Here is an 18785-nt window from a genome sequence, read left to right as displayed (position 1 = left end):
GACCTTTTTCAGCGATGATGGCTTCAAAGGCAGTCTGTACCTTATGGGCGCCGGCGGCAATGCCGCAGCTGCCTGATCCGATGATAATTTTCATACGGTTACCTCCTGAACACTGGTCTCTGAATCCGTTGTATCATCACTGGCCTTTTCTTTTAACTCCGCCAGAATATGGGTGACCTTGTCTTTGGTCAGCTGACCGTAGGTGTCATCGTTGATCATCATCACCGGGGATAAGCTGCAGCAGCCCAGACAGGCAACGTTGTTCAGAGTGAACAACCCGTCAGGGGTGGTTTCGCCTTCGGTGATCTCGAGATAGTCCATCACGGCTTCTTCCACCATTTTGGAGCCATTGACGTGACAGGCGGTGCCCTGACACAGCATGATCAAGTATTTCCCGACAGGTTTAAAGCGGAACTGGGTGTAAAAGGTGGCCACCCCGTAAACTTTGGCAATGGCGGTGTGGGTTTCGGCAGCGATATGGCGCATCAGCTCGACGGATAGAAAGCCGTACAGCTCCTGGGCTTTCTGGAGGATCGTGATCAGGCTTCCGGGGATGTCGGCGTAGCGGTCCAGCACCGGGGTCAGTTCTGTGAAAGGGTTGGGCTGGTCACCGTGGCAGCCACAGCCAGATATTTTTGTATTTTGACTCATTATTCTTCCTTTCTTTCTTAACAGGGTCCTTAAGGTGTTCACACTATTGGTTTTCATAACATTTAGAAAGCTTTTAATTATTCAAAAAACCTTGCAGCAATCTACAAGGTCTTCTGATTATCTCCATATCAATATTCCTTTATGAACTATTTGAGTATCCACTTAAAGCTTCCGGTTAAATCGCTTGTTACAAATCTAAATTGTTGTTGATTTAATAATTTCAATGATAGTGGTGTCTTTTATTGTTCGCTATTATCCTTTTGAAGCACAAAGTATCTCTGTTTTCTGGCAGGCTTCCAAACGTTGCCCATTGGCATACACGGTCATGTTTTGACCACGAACATAACCAATTAAGGTCACCCCCAGGCTTCGGGCTAGGTTTACCGCTTCATCAGTCGGTGAACTAAGCGAAACAACCATGGGCACTTCTAGCATTACTGCTTTTTTAAGAATCTCTGATGCAATTCTTCCTGTTGTCATTAAGATCTTATCTTTGGGATTGATCTCACACATCATACAGTTACCAATTACCTTATCCAGGGTGTTATGGCGACCGATATCTTCCCCCATGGCCAGAATCTGTTCATGATCACACAGCACAGTGGTGTGAACCCCGCCGGTTAAGCGATAGGCGGAGCCGCTTTTGACCATTTTCCGGATCAGATCAAAAATCCTCGCTGGCGTAATTTTTAACTCCGAACAGATATTGATTTTGGGCATCGCTGTTCCCAGACTCATTCCACCGCCACAGCCGGAGGTCAGAATCCGTTTTTCGGTGCTGATGGTGACTTCGTTTTTTAGCCGGACATCGGCCAGCCGACTGCTTTCGCAGACCCTTAAAATATCAATATCATTTACTGCTTTGATAAGTCCTTCTGAAAACAAATAGCCAATCACCAGAAAGTTCAAACTGGAAGGCGAACAAAGAATGGTTACCAGTTCATGGCCATTGACAAAAATCGTCAGCGGCATTTCTTCCGGCAAAGAAAGCTTTTGTTCCGTCCACCGCCCCTCTGCCAGCCGATAACAGCCACTGGTCTTCTTTTCTGATGACAATACCATTATCTTATCCATCACTTTTCGCCTCCTCACTTTATCTTTTAAATTTCACAGACAATGCTTATTGTGGGCATTTACCCAGCGCTGCCAATTCATTAGCCACGTCGCCCAATCCCAGTTTTTCATAGGTTTCTCGGGTCGGCCAGCCGGTTTTTTCATCCCAACCGCGCAAACGATAATAGTTGGACACAAAAGTATTAAATCCATCTTCGTCAATGCAAATACCGTCAGCATCCGGATAACGATGAAAGGGGACAATCTCATCGACTTCCATTTGTCGGGTTCGGTCGTAATTACGGATGGTAATGGCTCGAAATAAATTTTTGATCCGGTTAGCAGCTGTTTCAATCTCTTCCTGAGTCAGGCCGGCCCCGGTGGCCGCTTCAAATAATTCGGTTTCGGCCGTCATCCAGAACATATCCGGCAGCTGCCAGTCACAGGTGGTGATGGCTTCCTTCAATTCTGACTTCGTTTCATTCATGATCACTGATTGGGGGCCCGCCATGCTGCCATAAGGATCTGTTTTCATGGCATGAACATACTCAGTAGTATCTTTGTGATGGGTATTGGTCTGAGCATCCCGGGTGGAGGTCATCATTTCAACAGCTATGGGCAGCCAGGTATCTAACGGTACCGTTCCTTCATAACCGCGGCCATTCCAATGGGCGGAATATCCCCAGGCTACTTCAAAACTGATGGGAATATCCAATTGTTTACCGCCGAATCGTCGGGACTTTCGCTGCTGATAAATGGTGTCGCCGAATTTTTCTTTGCCCATTTCCCGTATTGCCCGGGACATGCCTTCGGCAAACAGATTGCCATAATAACCTTTACGGTAGACAATCATATCCAGCATATATTTCATGAAGTCTTCCGATTCCACATCGATTTCCATACCGAAGTCAATGTCATCAAAAACCCCTTCGGTATTACCCATGGACAGCCAGGTCATCAGCCAGACAATGATATCCCACTTATTGACGCCATACTGACTGCACAGCTCATTAATGGTCATCCCTCGGTTGTAGTCCGGACCCCAGAAATTGTATTCGTCCCCCTGATGTTCGTCAAAGAGAATCGGAATTTCAGGATCAGAAAAGTCCGGTGGCGGTGCTGCTCCGGACATCATGGCGCAAGCGGCGGTATTGTTTTTTTCGGTGACATAGGTTTGGGCCGGCATCCAGGCGCAATCGTATTTCCACTCAATGGCAAAGGGACCTACACATTTTGACACCTGATTCATCCGTTCCTGTTTCCAGGTGGTGCTCTTGATATCCATCATCAGTCGGGGACAATGCTGGTTGCATCCATGACTGCAGGTGGTATTGTATTCTCTCAGCCCCCCTTCCACTTCTGCTTCCTGGCCATGACCAAAAAACTTCGGTGATTCCTTAATCGGATTGGTATTAAAACCTGGGGTGCCCATGGTTTTTCTGAGTTCCAGCACCTTGTTCACATCTGCCGGTTTGATACTGCCGGTGCCTCTGACGCAGATGCCCTTTAACAGCTTTGAACCCATGACTGCACCGAACCCGCCTTTGCCGGCGGCGGTTTCATTGGCGGTGGCCACAATTGCCATCCGCAGCAGGTTTTCGCCAGCCGGGCCAATGACAATACTTTTGACATCTTTCCCATGAATAGACTCCAGTTTGATCTGGGTATCATAGGTATATAGCCCCCAAATGCCGGCTGCCAAGGCATCGCGGATTTCTACCGTCTGATCGTCAATAAAGAGATAGCCCGGTTTTTCCAGGGCGCCTTCAAGGACAATTCCATCATAACCGGCATATTTAAGCTCTGATCCAAACCAGCCGCCCATCCCCGACCAGGCATACTGCTCGGGATAACATTGGGGTGCAATTCCGGCAATGACAATCCTGCCGCCGGTGGGAATACCAGTGGCGGTGGTTGCCCCGGTCATGATGATCAGCTTATTCTCCGGATCGAGGGCTTTGACTCCCGGCTTCACCTCATCCCAGAAAATTTTGTTGGCGACACCGCGTCCCCCCAGGTATATGGGTACATAATCCCAAATCGGTTGTTCAGTAATTTCCTTTGTCGTCAGATTAACCCGCAAGATTTTTCCGGCATAGCCGCATAATTCTCTCTTCATCTTAGTTTTCCCTCCCTAAGTCAGCCTCTGACAGCGCGAGACATTGTACCTGGCAATACTCAATACAGGCCGGACCCGCTTCACGATTGCGGCACAAATCGCATTTTTTCGCTTTTTTTGACACTGTGTCATAATTGATTCTTTTGGGCTCATAGGGACAGGCTTTGTAGCATTTTTTACAGCCAATACAATCTGCTTCATTGATATAAACAATGCCGCTATCCGCTTCAATACAGATTGCTTGATCTTTTTTGGGACAGGCTTCATAACAGGGATGATCTTGACAATGCTGGCAGGTTAAAATCGTATGATCCTCCAGATTGATGGTATCCCGTTCCAGAAAAATCCGTCTTAACATCTGCCCCGCTTCACCCTCGTGCACCAGACTGCAGACAATTTCACAGGCATTACAGCCCACGCAGACTGAATATTCCTTGGCATGCTGAATGACGTGCCGGCCTAGCTCTTTTGGCCCAAGATTACTATTATTATTCGTCATTTTTCGCTTACATCCTCATCAAATTTTTTGTTGCCCTCTTTCAGTTGTTTGATACTTTATCTTAGTTGCTAATACACACGCCGCCGTCAACAACGATATTGGTTCCGGTTACAAAAGAAGACTCATCGGATCCCAGGTACACGGCTGGATAAGCGATATCATCTGGTTCACCCAAACGACCGACCATACACACTGTGTCAATCATTCCCTGTTGCGCTTCTTTGCTGTTTTTAATGAAGTCCGGTGTCATGCCGGTATTAATTGGTCCTGGTAAAATACAGTTGATCCGAATCCCTTGGCGGGCAAATTCCTTGGCGACATTTCGGGAAAGGTTGGTAACAGCCGCTTTCATAGCACCATAGAAATAAGAATTCAGTTCTGGCCAGATTGACGAAATAGATGCGACGTTAATGATGCTGCCTTTGCCGGCGGCCACCATGCCCGGGATGAAAGCCTGCATCGTCCAGACGTAAGCCCGATAATTGGTTTCCATAATTAAATCGAAATCTTCTTTGTTTTGCTCTAAAAACGGTTTGTGTACCAGAACGCCGGCTGAATTAAAAAGAATATCAACATGATCATATTTTGCATCAACCGCCGCTTTTAATTTTTCGATATCTTCAAATTTACGCAAATCGCATTGAACAAAAGAACCTTCGCCGCCTATTGCTTCAATTTTTTTAACCAGTTCGTTTCCTTTTTCCGCATTTCTGCCGACACAAACAACTTTTGCACCTTCTTTGACATACATCAACGAAACGGCTTCCCCAATACCGGATGTTGCTCCAGTTACTACTGCAATCTTGTTTTCTAATCTGCCCATTTTTTACTCCTTCATATTTTTAGTTTGGATTTAAAAATCAACATGCATTTTTTTGCAGTCTAAACAAAACCGATCTCAACACATCAATAATTTTTAAATCGCTATTACAATCGTTATCATTATAGCAACTGGCTTATCAAATTACATTCTACATTAATTTCAAAATTGCTTTTCTTTTTATACATTTTGTATGATGAATATTAACTACCGGTCTGTTTTTTTGAATCTTTAATCTGCTGAGGTAATTATTAATGAGAGTAACTATGTCGATGCTTTACGATGGCCTTAAATCGTGTGTGCTTTGCCGCAAAGGAACCGCTTATAACAAAAATATATACGTCGATGATGTCTGTTTCTCAAAAAAAAGTAAAATTCCAACCGATATCAGCTATGTCATTATCGACTGGAGCGACTATAACCAGGATGCTTATGTTCATATTCCTTCCGAGATGTTAATTTTGGCAACACGAAAGGAAACGGTCGACAGCGAAGTTCTGCCGCCCTGTGCCTTAGTTATTTATTCTGTCTCATCCTTATCGCAATTATTCGAGATTTGCCGAGATGTTATGCGCCGCTATTTTCAGTGGGGCGATGAGCTTTTGTCTCTGGTGATGAAAAATGTGGACATTCATCAACTGATTGACTATGCCCATCGGATTCTGACCAATCCCATGATGATTTTGGATAATTCCATGAAGGTTCTTGGATTTACCTCAGACGATGCCATGAATGATGAAGTTTGGAAGCTCACTGTTGAAAAAGGTTATGCGGACCTGGATAGTCAGGCTTCCCAGGTTTTAAAACGGGCCTTGACATTATTAGATGACCATGACGCCGCCTATAACCACCCCATGCATGGCAACAGTTGGGCATCAGCTAAAAGTGTCATTTTAAACGGCAATCGGGTTGCCATCATCAGTCTGATCCAAAAAAATCATCCCATCAGTGAGGGTGACTTTTCCTGTCTCTGTTATTTCGGTGATATGCTGGCCTTATATTTTAAAACCCATGACAGCCGCAGCTATCTAACTGACAACCGGTTAGAATTAATCATTACCGATATTCTGGATGAACGGTTTAAAAATGATGCTGAACTAGTTGCCCGGATCCGTAACGTTAACTGGCTGCCCAAAAAGAATTTCTATATTCTGACAATTCAGTCTCAGCATGTCTTTTTAAACAAAACTCAGCTGAAGAAAATAAGTGATGCCATCCTTAAACTCATTACCAGTTCCTGTGCGGTGATTTATAACGATCATATTGTCATTTTGATCAATCACGATCAATTAAGCAGTCTCAGTGCTCAGGAGTCTGAAAACTTAGCACACTTCCTGAAAAAAAATCAGCTGTGTGCCGGGGTCAGCAATGGCGAAGAAAAAATTTCTGATCTTGCCAGGCTCTACCGCCAAGCCCTGATGGCGATTGACATCGGAAATTATCTAGGTCTTGACGACCAGTTATTTAATTTTAAAGAGCATCGCCTCAGCAGCATGATTTATGCCTTTGTGAAACTTGGCGATATTGAAAGTTATTTAAACCCCTGTATTAAACAATTGCAGGCATATGATCAAAAGAAAGGAGCTGCCCTGCTGCCAACGCTTGTTGCTTATCTGGATAACAACTGCAAGCAGCTAAAGGCGTCACAGGATTTGTACATTCAGCGGGGCACCCTTATTTATCGACTCAAGAAAATTGAGGAGCTGTGTAAAATCGAACTGACAGATCAACAGGTCATCTTTGATCTGCAGCTTTCATTGAAGCTGTTTCAATTTATCCTTGCGTTTTAATCCCCTAAACTTTACTTCAATCATTTGGCTTTCTTTTATTAAAAAATCAGTACATTTGACAGATAAATGTACTGATTGAAAGAACATAAATTAAGACTTCCCAGCTAGCGGTATGAACACATTTGCTGGGATTTTCCCTTAATACAACCCGAATGGTTTTATCTATTTTTCAAACAAACTTTTTTTCTTCCTCTTTTAACTGAAATCGTCCGATCATCTGATTTAATAACTCAGCCTGGCTGTTTAACTCCTCACTTGCGGCAGCACTTTCTTCCGCCGTTGCCGAGTTGGTCTGGACAACTTGAGAGACCTGTTCGATTGCCAGCGTAATCTGCGCAATTTCTGACGCCTGATCATTCGAAGATATCGCAATATTGCTGACAAGATTCGAAACGGTTTCAATTTCAGTCAGCATTTCTTTTAAACGCTCTGACGTTTCATCGGCAATTTTCGAACCGGATACTACTTTTTCAATGGAGTCTTCAATTAAAACCGTTGTTTCTTTTGCGGCTTCAGCACTTCTTGCCGCAAGCGTCCTGACCTCTTCGGCCACTACGGCAAAACCTTTGCCATGCTGACCGGCCCGGGCGGCTTCAACCGCTGCATTTAATGCCAGAATATTCGTCTGGAAGGCGATATCCTCAATCACCTTGATGATTTTTGAAATGTCCGTCGATGACCGATTAATCTCATTCATAGCATCAACTGTTCTTTTCATCTGAAGATTGCCATCTTCAGCGTTATCCCGTAATCGTCTGGTAATTTCATTAACCGCATTGGCATTGTGCGCATTTTGTTTTGTTTCACCGGCTACTTCCTCGATGGAGGCGGTGAGCTCTTCAATGGTACTGGCCTGTTCCGTTGCGCCTTGTGAAAGGGCCTGACCCCCATCGGAAATCTGTCTTGCGCCCATTTTCACCTGATCGGCAGCGGTGTTGATCTCTGCCATGGTCTCGCTGAGATGGGTGGTAATGTCATTTAATGCCATTTTAATGGTAAGAAAATCGCCATGGTAATAGGAGGTAATTTCCAGATTCAGATTTCCCTGACCGATTTCACTCAATGTCTCACTGATTTCAGCAACATACCGCTTTAAAAACGCAATTGTTTTGTTCATGGCAGTTTTTATTTCAGCATGATCACCTGAATAGTCACCGCTCATCGCTGTCTGCAGATTCCCCTTTGATAGTTCAGTCAGTACAATTGAAGCTTCGGAAATGGGCGCAATCACTGCATCCAGGGTTTGATTAAAACCGGCGATGACTTTCGCATATTCGCCACTAAACATTTCGACATGCCCCCTGTAACTGAGATTTCCTTCGATAGCCATGGTTGCCATTGCCTGGGTTTCCTGAGTCAGATTACCAATATTTTCAATCATTGCAATCAAGCTTGGATTTAACGTATCGGCTGTGCTTAACTTCCCGACTTGTTTTAATTCTTTTAAATCACTGAGATCACCTGCGGCAATCCGGCTGGCTACTGCCACAATCAGGTTCAGTTGTTGGTGGACACGATTGATGGACTCCGATAGCTCTCCATAAATTCCCTGGTACTGTCCTTTAACAACTTGGGACAGATCATTGACACGCATGTTTGCCATCACAGCGTTGCCTTCTACGAGAGCCCCTAAGCCATCAATACAGGCATTAATGCCATCCTTGAGATGATTATAATCACCAGCATACTCTTTGGTGATTTTATCCGGTATTTCGCCTTTGCCAATCTTTCCAATAATTGACTCACCCATTCTGATGTGTTCAACTAGGTCTCTGATAACCTGATTAAAACCAATCATAAAATGTTGAAATTGACCATTTAATCCTTCTTCATTTCCTTCATATTCAAAATTACCTTCGTTTGTTTTAAAGGCTTTTTCTGCCATTTCAGAATACAATTGATTGATTTGAGCGACAATATCAAGCAAAGACTGACCTAAAATATCTTGCTCTGATTCTTTCTTAAACTCCACCGAAAAATCGCCTGCCGCCAAATTTTGAACTTTGGCGGCCAGGTCTTTTCGTTTTTCAATCATTAGGACAAATGATGCCATCATCTGTCCCAATTCATCTTTTGAACGTTGTGAAAATGCATTCAAATCATTTACATCCAAGTCAACATCTCCCAACGCCATTTTTGAGAAAACTTCATTCAGTTTTTTTATTGGTCGTGTTAATATATTTCCTACGATCATTGAACCAATCAAACTTAAACACATGATTGAAAGTGTCATCACTGCAATAAGCATTCCAAATTCAAAACGTATCTGTTCAACATTCAGATCTTTCAAATTAGCCAGATAGGATGATACAAGCAGATAAGAAATGACTCCGTATAAACCAATCCCGATGAACGAGATCGCGATAATCAGAAGTGATATTTTATGTGAAAACTTTCCTCTGAATTCCCTAATTGCAGCTGCTGATTCATTTTTTCTTTTTTTCATTTTATTCAACTTCCTTCTTTTTATCCATTGCTTTTGATTTAATACAGTCAATAACGCTTGATGTCTTTAATCGCCATATCTATTAAACTCACTTGAGCAGTGTATACATACAGGCATTGTGTACCTGATCATTGAGACAAACACTCTTTCTCATAATTCCTTCCAGCCGGAACCCTGCTTTTTCCAGAACTTTTCTGGCTCTTATATTCTCAAAGATTGGCACTGCAAAAATACGCACTAAATTAAATTCGGATAATCCCAATTGACACATTTCTTCAATAGCATTTTGGGTAATTCCCCGTCCCCAATAATTTTCACCGATCCAAAAGACTAATTCACCGGATTTACTGCCATCATCCTCCTGAATCATCAGGCTGATTGTCCCGATGATTTTGTTCTCGTACATAATGGCTTTATTAATCTGCTTAACCCGGTAAACATTCTTGTCTTTTAAAATAAACGAATGGATATCATCTAGAGCAAACGATTTTTGAGCCGCTTTTCCCAGGTTTCTCACCACCGGCCCAGTGGCATGATTCATGATACTGTGCGCATCATTCAGCTTTAAATTTCGTAATTGAACGTTCATGATTTTCTCCTAATTTATTTACGTAAACTAACTGGCATTTAGATTGATCGCTACATCCAGCGCTTCGCCAAACCACAACTTCGCTTCTTCCCGCAACGATGCTTCTGAATCGCTGCAGTGCAGCAGGTTATTACAGCTGCGGTTTTCAAGATTGGCTGCTTCCAGGGTGTCGTATCCATAGTCGCCTCGGATGGTGCCCCTATCTGCCTTTGACGGATCCGTTGTACCAGTGAGCGCCCGGGAGTTGGCAATGGCAGCTGGACCTTCCTGAGACAACAGAATTGGAATCATTCCTTTACCGGCATAACTGCTGATCACGGCCGCCTTAAAGCTTTCCCCAAACCGTTCAATGACTTCCTGATAATGTGCAATAATCAGCTGTTCATCGACATTGCGATAACCGATCTTTTCAATCGAAAATCCTTCATTCCTAAAGCGCTCGCTAATTGTTTCAACCAGTTCTCGTTCTAATGCATCTGGTTTCATAATGATAAAAGCATACGTTTTCATTTTTTATCTTTCCTTTCGATAAACAGAGCCCATCTCAAAAGCTTCTCGTTTTTCAACAAAAATTTTCTGAAGATGGGCCTGACGTTAAAATTTCTAAATTATTTGTATGAATGTACTTGTTATTTTATATTTTTTTATTTTTGCAATGGGGCTTTAAATGTTTTCAGTGGCAGGGTATTAGGATAACCCGATGATTTCACCGTCTTCGGTAATATCCATACCGTTGGCTGCCGGCACTTTGGGAAGACCCGGCATCGTCATAATAGCACCGGTAATGGCTACCACAAATCCGGCGCCGGCAGACAGACGGACTTCTTTGACATGGATGTTGAAATTGCGCGGTGCTCCCAACAGGGCGGCATCATCCGAGAACGAGTACTGGGTTTTTGCCATACAAACCGGCAGGTGATCAAAGCCCAGAGCGGCAATTTCGTCCAGCTGTTGCTTGGCTTCCAGGGTGTATTCCACCCCATCGGCCCGGTAGATCTCTTTGGCAATGGTTTCAATCTTATCTTCAAGGGGCAGTTCCAGGGCATAAAGGGGTTTGTAAGGTGCCACATTCTGATCACAGAGTCTGACCACTTCCTCGGCCAGCTCCACCCCGCCTTTGCCCCCCTGAGAGAAGACATCGGACAAGATCACTTTTACACCCTTATCTTCGCAGGCTTTTTTAACGGCGTCAAATTCGGCAGCCGTATCAGTTGGGAACTTATTGAGCGCCACCACCACTGGTACTTCAAACTTCTTTAAATTATCCAGATGCTGAACAATGTTGGCCGTTCCCGCTTCAACTGCTTTGACATTTTCTTTGGACAATTCCGCTTTTTCCACACCGCCATTCATTTTCAGCGCCCGGACAGTGGCAACGATGACCACGGCACTGGGGCTGATGCCGGCATAACGGCATTTAATATCAAAGAACTTTTCAGCTCCCAAATCAGCGCCGAAGCCAGCTTCGGTTACCACGTAATCGGCCAATTTTAAAGCTGTTTTAGTGGCCAGGACTGAGTTACAGCCGTGGGCGATATTGGCAAACGGTCCGCCATGAATAAAGGCTGGGGTATTTTCCAGGGTTTGCACCAGATTAGGTTTGATGGCATCTTTTAACAGCAGAGCCATGGCGCCGGTGGCTTCCAGATCACTTGCAGTCACCGCTTTGCCAGCGGTATTGTAGGCGACGATCATCCGGCCCAGACGTTCTTTCAAATCGGTCAGACTGGAGGCCAGACAGAGAATCGCCATAATTTCTGAAGCCACGGTAATGTCGTAGCCGGTTTCCCGTTCAACGCCGTTGGCGCGACTGCCTTGGCCAACCGTAATTTTTCGCAACGCCCGGTCATTCATGTCGACTACCCGTCGCCAGACAATCCGGTCCAGATCAATGTTTAAGGCATTTCCCTGATGAAGGTGATTATCAAGCAAGGCTGCTAGCAGGCTGTGAGCCGAGGTAATGGCATGGAAGTCACCGGTGAAATGAAGGTTGATATCATCCATCGGGACGACCTGGGCGTAACCGCCACCGGCTGCACCGCCTTTAACCCCAAAACAAGGTCCCAGAGAAGGCTCTCTTAAGGTTGTGATCGTTTTCTTACCAATGTAGTTCAGCGCCATGGACAGACCCACGTTGGTGGTGGTTTTACCTTCTCCGGCTGGGGTCGGGTTGATGGCTGTTACCAGCACCAGTTTACCATCTGGCTTATCCTGATTATCCTTTAACACTGAAAGAGATACCTTGGCCTTGTGATTGCCGTAAAGCTCCATGTCATCGGCTTTTATTCCCAATTGCTCTGCCACTGCTGAAATTGGCTTCAGATTGGCTTCCTGGGCGATTTGTACGTCGGTTTTCATTTTTAATAATTCTCCTGTTTATAATAATTTCCACGTTTACTAATTCATTCTCATTTAGTATAAAACGCGTTTATCTTAAAATTTTGCAACAAACGCGTTTTATAACTGACTTTATTAATTTTTTATCAGATGATTTTAGTATTCTTCTTTATAATAGATTATTTGTTATATCTCGGAATTTCGTTCACATCAATTTCTTTATTGTTTTCCAGATTCATATAAGGCGAACGGGCAACCGTCACCCGGATTTCTTTTTGCGGTTTTCCCGGTGTTCCCCAGACAACCTTCAATTCTTTTCCTTCAACGGCATATTCCGGCTTGATAAAGGCCAGCGAAATCATCCGCTGATAGTAATAACTATTCAATCGACCGCTGGAAATACCAATTTCTTTACCATCCGTCAGAACCTTATCAGCGTGGTAATACATCGAAAAACCGCTGTTGTAATACATATCCATGGGGCGGTCGTCCATGGTTTCAAAAGGTTCAACGTCCTGACCTCTGAACTGTGAAGCAAAGATTTCGCCCAGGTCATCGGGATTCCATTCCAGGGTCACCATGGTTCTGGTCGGGTTTTTGGCAATTTCTTCCAATGCCGCCTTGCCCGGGAAGTCATGATCAAACTTGATCAGATATTCCCAGCCGACATCATAGGGGGTGACAAAACGGGTCGTTAAATCATCACCCACGCTGCCAACCAGGGCTCTATTCAGATTAAAAAAGCCTTCCATCGGTCTTGCGGCCATATACTCTTTTAGGCCTTCCGTTTCAAACCAGGGCAATGGATAATGCATATTGATATTCGGGAAACCGGCTTCAGTATGGTTCATGGTATAACCAACCTGTCCCAGCTTTTTGGCGTCAAAGGTTTTAGCCACTTCCCAGATACAGTCATAAACCGCTTCTGAATTTTTCGTATCGCCATGAATTTCGTAGCCCAGGGTGCCGGCCATGCCCAGTCTGAGAATGCGTACATCGATCCCGGCAATTTTTGCCATCCGATGTTTGGTAAAGGCTATATCATGGAGATCGCTTTGAGAAGCCTGTTCCAGAATTTCCAGAGATTTTGGTCCAGCCAGCTGGAAGAAAAACTCTTTACCCGACAAATCAACGCCTTCAACATCCATCTCAGTAACCGATACATAATATCCCACCACCGGGTTAAGCCAGTAGGTTCGGAAGTGATTTTCGGCAATCATCATGACTACTCCGTCAGTCAGAATGAAACCCTGGTCATTACATAGAACGGCATGGCGGATGCTGCCTGGTTTCATCTTTAAAAAGCTGTTGATGCAGATGGAGGTCAGGAATTTTGCCGCATCCGGTCCTTTGACATCGTATATTGGGGAATTGTTCAATGTTGTCCCAAACCAGGCCGTCGATTTTGATGCCAAAATTTCATTTTTATACCCGGTGTACTCATAAGGTATCAGATTCCCTCCCTGGTTAAACAGCGTAAACGCATCGCGATTAATTGAATTTAACATTTTATTTCTCCTTTTGATTGAGAAGTGATAATGAAATCCTTCTCAATATTTTATTTGTCCTTATTATATTTAACTTGCACTTTAAAGTCATTGTCCATATAATAAAAAAATAATCATTATTATTATACAAACTTGTATAAGATGAAAGGAGTTCCTGATGAAACTGAGCATTGATATTGTATTTGAACAGCTCGCCTGGCCGGACGCTGCATTAATTTCAGGCAAAACCATTCAATTAAACCTCTCCGGAATCCGCTTTTATCGCCCTGAGGGTGGTTGTGACCTGAGTGAGGAATTGCTCTATCTCAGCGATGCAAAACAATTAGCTGACCTGCAATCGCCAAAATCATTGTCCTTTATCTGTCTGGGTCCGATTGACGAAGCCCTGCTCGACCCCCATTGGTCGGTTATCATCATACCTTCGCAAACCGATGCCGGTGAGCTGTTTGACGCGGTTCAGGCGATTTTTGACCGCTATCAACGATGGCTGGAACACATTAACGAAGCGATTTTTAACGGCCAGACGCTCCAGGCCATCCTTGACGAAGCCTGCCGGTATCTTAAAAACCCGGCGGCCTTGTTTGACGATTCCCAGGGGCTGCTGATGCGCACCAGTAACATGAATCTGGATAAATTGGATGCGATCTGGGCTCACGTTCTGGAAAAAGGCTATTCTTTAAAAGAGGTTGACAGTATCAATCTCAGCGAAAAGTTCAGAACCCAGCACCAGCCCTTTTATTATCAGTCCCCGGATACGTTTGGAAACATCAAACGCCTGATTGCGCCGATTCTTGTCAATGGCCAGCTGTTCGGATCACTGGCGATGACGGAACTGATCAGTCCGCTGACAAAGTCCGAATATGCCAACCTGTGGCTGGCTCAGCAAATAATCGAAAATGCCCTAAAGGTGAATGACGAATTTTGCAAAAATCTGGAAACCCCCTGGTATCTCTACCGTTTGATTAAAGAAAAATACGTCGATCCCCATATCCTCGCCCATCATTTAGGTTTAAAAGACCGCAAGATCGCGGAACCTTATGCCTTATGGTGCTTTAGCCCTGCCGGAAAAATTATTGATTCGGATTTCAGCACTCAGGGTTACTCTAATCAGCTTTCCCGATTGTTTAAAGATCAGCTGATTTTTTTGTTTGAGTCACTGATTCTCGTCTGTGATTACAATCTCGAACCTGAAAATAAAAAACAGTTCCATGAGCTGATTCTGGATTTCTTAGCCAAACGCGAATTCAAAGCGACGAAGAGTATGGTTTTTAATGATATCTATGAAATTAATCTGGCCTATCTGCAGTGTCAGATAGCCAACGAATACGCCAATGATGCTGCTTGTGAAATCATCTGTTTTAATGACATTTATGCCGATCATATTTTAACGGTTCTTGATCGCCACACCAAACTCGATGTGCTCATTGTCCCCCAGCTTAAAAGCTTGAATCAGCAGGATCCCTATACCCACGAGTTGCTTTTATGTCTTAGAGCCTATATTGCCAACGGCAAAAACATTACCGCGGCCGCTGATTCACTCAAGATCCATCGCCACACCGTGGTTTATCGTTTAAAAAACATTCAAAAGCTCACGGGTCTGAATTATGAGATGCTCCAGGACGACATGATGTTTCAATTGTTTTTGTCCTGTGGAATTTTATTGCGAAATGTACCGCAATAAGAAATCATTTGTATTCCTTTTATAAAGACAAACAAAAAACAGCATCTCCATTAATTGGATAATGCTGTTTTTTTCTTTTCTAACTTTATTAATTTTCAGTTGAGGTTCGGCTACCAATCCGGTGATTTTCCAGATCCTGGAAGATTTCCCGGACGGATAATGGTTTTCTGCCAATCAGCATTTCTACATCCTTGGAGCAGGCGTTCATCTGTTCCAAGCGGATGGCCCGGCCAAAGGTCACCATCCCATCGGAACAGAAGGGAAAGTTCTTGGCTGTTTCGGCCCATTCACCTTCGGTATTTCTCGGCACACCAATAGAATCGAAGAAGGCGTACATCTCGTCGTCAGTCAATTCCTGATAGGTAACCGTTTTGCCGGTGACTTCGCTGCCGATTTTACAGAATTCGGTAATGGTCATCGCTTCCGGTCCACTGATATCGTAGATGGTATTGTTTTCGCCAGCCCCGGCCGCCACACAGGCAGCGACTTCGGCACAATCATCCCGTGAAATGAAGGCCATGTGCCCATTGCCCATGTTAGTGGCCATTACACCGTTTTCGGCGGCACTTTGTTCAAACACCGATACCATTGCCTCGGCATACTGGGAATCCCGTAAGATGATCCAGTCAATATCAAGGCTTTTCAGGTAAGCTTCGGTGATTTTATGATCTGAAACTTCATAGGTATCACAGTCTTCTTCGCCGGCACCGACAATGGAGGTATAAACAATTTTTTTCACACCCGCTTCAACGGCAGCATCAATCGCGTTCTTGTGAGCAGTTCTTCGGCGCTCACCAACAAAAGGCATAGAGATTAGCAGTAGTACCTCTCCCCCTGCAAAGGCTTTTAATAATGTCTCTTTATTAAATATATCCGCATATCGGGTCTCGACGCCCTGCTCTTGATACTGTTTAATCACATCTTTGTTTGGGGTTGTAAAGATCAGCTGGTCTTTCGGCACTTTTTTTAAAATACTGCGCGCAGAATAACCGCCAAAATTACCGTCTACACCGGTCATTATTATTTTTCCCATTAATTCGTTTCTCCTTGTTTGTTATTTATCTAACTAAGACAAGTATAACGAATCTCTGACCAAAAAGATAATTCAAAGAGGCAAAGATGATAATCAGGTTTACTTATGATGTTATATCAATAACGTCCGATATCCCGGGCAATGGTATAGGCGGTGGCATTGGCCGTATAAACATTTTTAGGTTCAACACAATCGCCAAGTTCAAAGAATAATGGTGCGCAGTTTCTCAATTCATTTGACTGGTCTCGCAGTGGTTTCTGCCCAAGCGCATAGATCACCGTGTCCGCTTCATAAAGGCTTTGTTTGCCAATTTCGTAGTGTTGATTCAAACTGGCCTGGGTCACAGCCGATACCAACATTCCTTTTGTAATGGTATCGCAGCATTGTTCTTCTGAAAATGAGTCACCAACAAACTCACCAATGACACCTTTTTCAGTGATCTCGACAGCTTTGGTTGAAGTCACTACCACGATTTGATACTTCAGGATTTCATTGTTAATGGCCATTGAATGAATGACATTGTTTGAAAAGTTCAAACGGTTGGACATTTCGATAATGGTCACTTTTTTCCCTAGCTGTGAAAGATAAATGGCCAGTTCAATCCCGGATAATCCGCCACCTAGAACAACTGCTTTTTCGCCAACTTTCTCGGCCTCCAGATATCCCGCATCTGCATCCATAACGTTTTTGCCGTTAATTCCAGGGATATTGGGCATCACTGCTTTTGCGCCCAAGGCAGCAATGATAACATCTGGTTTTAAGACTTTAGCTAATTCCGGCGTGACTTCGGTATTCATACGCAAATCAATTTCCGCTTCTTCTATCAGCGCACTTTGTGAATCCAGATATTGCTGCATATTCTGCTTGAAAGGCACTTTTTTCTCACAACGCAAAGCACCGCCTAATTCATTTGACTTTTCACAAAGAATAACTTCATGACCGTGTTCATAAGCAGTCAGAGCCGCTTGCATACCACCGATGCCGCCCCCGGCAATCAATACTTTTTTCTTCTTTTGAGGCAATATCTGATTGTATTTTACTTCCCGTTCAAAACCAATTTCTGGGTTGATTGCGCAAATGCTTGTTAACTTTGTGAAGTGCGCCGAGAAACATTCAAAGCAACGAATGCATTTGCGAATTTTTTTCTCCTGTCCCATTTGGGCTTTAATAGGGGTGTCCGGATCAGCCATCAATTGACGGCACAACATCACCACATCGGCTTTTCCTGAAGAAATGATCTCTTCCAACAGCTCCGGTTCAGCCAATGCACCTACCGTTGCAATTTTAGAATGACGGATGACTTTTTTCACTGCCGCCGCATATTTTATATTGGCACCGTCATCTAAAAACATACTGGGGGAAGTGATGGTAAACACCGAAGTTTCTTCGTGAGCGCCTACCGAAACGTTGATCAGATCCGCATGGCCATCTAATTGTTTGGCAATCTCAACGCCGTAGTCAATGTCATAACCGCCTTCAAAAAGCTCTGCTCCGCTGATCCGAACACCAACCGGAAAATCACGACCGCATTTTTTCTTGATATCAGCAATGGCCGCATTAACAAAGCGAGCCCGATTTTCCATGGAACCACCCCACTGATCCCGTCGGTTGTTATGGGGTCCAAGAAACTGGTTGAACATCCAGCCATGACCGGCATGGATAGTTACCATCCCAAAACCGCAGTGTTTGGCGGTTTGTGCCGCATCACCAAATTTCTTGATGATTTCAAAAATAACGTCTTCCGGCATTTGGGGAATCTCCATCCCTAAACCATTAACCGAATCAAAGGCACCAAAAATCTCATTTCCCAGACCAAACTTGCTGTGATACGAATTTGCCCCACAGTGTTGGAGTTCAATATCGGCAACAGCGCCGTGTCTGCTGACACATTGAGAAAGTCTGTATAAAGGCGACAAAGCGGTGGGATCATCCAGTCTGATGGTCGGACCGATGGCACCTCTGGCATTATCAGCCATTGCTGAACCAATGCTGACGGTGGCCGCTCCGCCCTGAGCCTTTCTTTCAAAATAAGCGATAAATTCATCCCCCGGATGCAATCGCTCGTCGGGATAGTATTCCAACCCAATTGGCGCTGCAAAAATCCGGTTTCTAAACTGTCTGTTTCCCAGTACTACTGGCGAAAATAATTGTTCAAATTTTTTCATTAAATCTCTGCCTTTCAAAATAAAATAATAGTATTCACGCTTCTATCGTAATTAAAATTAACACTGTTGTCTAACGATTAAAAAGCCTGATGCT

The 18785-nt window shown here is 44.1% G+C and carries 14 protein-coding genes; 2 read left to right on the top strand and 12 right to left on the bottom strand.

Going from position 1 to position 18785, the window contains the following annotated elements:
* Positions 1-90: 90 nt before the first annotated feature.
* The 5 genes from nuoE to ABGU93_RS07890 all read right to left on the bottom strand — a co-directional run bounded on the left by nuoE (position 91) and on the right by ABGU93_RS07890 (position 5145).
* A complete protein-coding gene (gene nuoE / locus ABGU93_RS07910) occupies positions 91-651 on the bottom strand; it encodes an NADH-quinone oxidoreductase subunit NuoE (protein WP_286946154.1) in 561 nt (186 codons plus the stop codon).
* Between the two features lie 252 nt (positions 652-903).
* Positions 904-1725 carry a formate dehydrogenase accessory sulfurtransferase FdhD gene (gene fdhD / locus ABGU93_RS07905; protein ID WP_263993027.1) on the bottom strand — a complete coding sequence of 274 codons (822 nt, stop codon included), beginning with the start codon at positions 1723-1725 and terminating at the stop codon, positions 904-906.
* A 46-nt stretch (positions 1726-1771) separates the two neighbouring features.
* Positions 1772-3823, bottom strand: a complete 2052-nt coding sequence (locus ABGU93_RS07900) for an aldehyde ferredoxin oxidoreductase N-terminal domain-containing protein (RefSeq protein WP_347412929.1) — start codon at positions 3821-3823, stop codon at positions 1772-1774.
* Position 3824: 1 nt separating this feature from the next.
* Entirely contained in the window at positions 3825-4322 is a 498-nt protein-coding gene (locus ABGU93_RS07895; protein ID WP_347412928.1) for a 4Fe-4S dicluster domain-containing protein, read from the bottom strand.
* Positions 4323-4383: 61 nt separating this feature from the next.
* Positions 4384-5145, bottom strand: a complete 762-nt coding sequence (locus tag ABGU93_RS07890; protein WP_347412927.1) for an SDR family oxidoreductase — start codon at positions 5143-5145, stop codon at positions 4384-4386.
* Positions 5146-5396: 251 nt separating this feature from the next.
* Here ABGU93_RS07890 and ABGU93_RS07885 point away from each other — a divergent pair, with 251 nt between their 5' ends.
* On the top strand, positions 5397-6932 hold the full coding sequence (locus tag ABGU93_RS07885; RefSeq protein WP_347412926.1) for a helix-turn-helix domain-containing protein: 1536 nt from the start codon (positions 5397-5399) through the stop codon (positions 6930-6932).
* Positions 6933-7101: 169 nt separating this feature from the next.
* On the opposite strand, the gene ABGU93_RS07880 is transcribed toward ABGU93_RS07885, so the two are convergent.
* The 5 genes from ABGU93_RS07880 to ABGU93_RS07860 all read right to left on the bottom strand — a co-directional run bounded on the left by ABGU93_RS07880 (position 7102) and on the right by ABGU93_RS07860 (position 13812).
* Positions 7102-9378, bottom strand: coding sequence for a methyl-accepting chemotaxis protein (locus ABGU93_RS07880; protein ID WP_347412925.1), 2277 nt, complete (start codon positions 9376-9378; stop codon positions 7102-7104).
* A gap of 88 nt (positions 9379-9466) precedes the next feature.
* Positions 9467-9967, bottom strand: coding sequence for a GNAT family protein (locus tag ABGU93_RS07875; RefSeq protein WP_228882135.1), 501 nt, complete (start codon positions 9965-9967; stop codon positions 9467-9469).
* A 27-nt stretch (positions 9968-9994) separates the two neighbouring features.
* Entirely contained in the window at positions 9995-10477 is a 483-nt protein-coding gene (locus ABGU93_RS07870) for a nucleoside-diphosphate kinase (RefSeq protein ID WP_228882133.1), read from the bottom strand.
* Between the two features lie 177 nt (positions 10478-10654).
* Entirely contained in the window at positions 10655-12325 is a 1671-nt protein-coding gene (locus tag ABGU93_RS07865; RefSeq protein ID WP_347412924.1) for a formate--tetrahydrofolate ligase, read from the bottom strand.
* 158 nt (positions 12326-12483) lie between these two features.
* The gene (locus tag ABGU93_RS07860) at positions 12484-13812 is read right to left on the bottom strand and encodes an aminomethyl transferase family protein (RefSeq protein ID WP_347412923.1); all 1329 of its coding nucleotides are present in this window, start codon (positions 13810-13812) and stop codon (positions 12484-12486) included.
* A gap of 157 nt (positions 13813-13969) precedes the next feature.
* Between ABGU93_RS07860 and ABGU93_RS07855 the strand changes: the two genes are divergently transcribed.
* Positions 13970-15493: a PucR family transcriptional regulator gene (locus tag ABGU93_RS07855; protein WP_228882700.1), complete on the top strand. Its 1524-nt coding sequence runs from the start codon at positions 13970-13972 to the stop codon at positions 15491-15493.
* A gap of 88 nt (positions 15494-15581) precedes the next feature.
* Here ABGU93_RS07855 and ABGU93_RS07850 read toward each other — a convergent pair whose 3' ends face one another.
* The gene (locus ABGU93_RS07850) at positions 15582-16526 is read right to left on the bottom strand and encodes an NmrA family NAD(P)-binding protein (RefSeq protein ID WP_323397008.1); all 945 of its coding nucleotides are present in this window, start codon (positions 16524-16526) and stop codon (positions 15582-15584) included.
* Positions 16527-16642: 116 nt separating this feature from the next.
* Positions 16643-18691, bottom strand: a complete 2049-nt coding sequence (locus tag ABGU93_RS07845) for an NAD(P)/FAD-dependent oxidoreductase (protein ID WP_347412922.1) — start codon at positions 18689-18691, stop codon at positions 16643-16645.
* Between the last annotated feature and the right edge of the window lie 94 nt (positions 18692-18785).

The organism is Acetobacterium sp., assembly GCF_039830195.1.
GTDB lineage: Bacteria > Bacillota > Clostridia > Eubacteriales > Eubacteriaceae > Acetobacterium.
The sequence above is the reverse complement of the archived record's forward strand: the minus strand, read 5'-3'. Positions and strand labels throughout refer to the sequence as shown.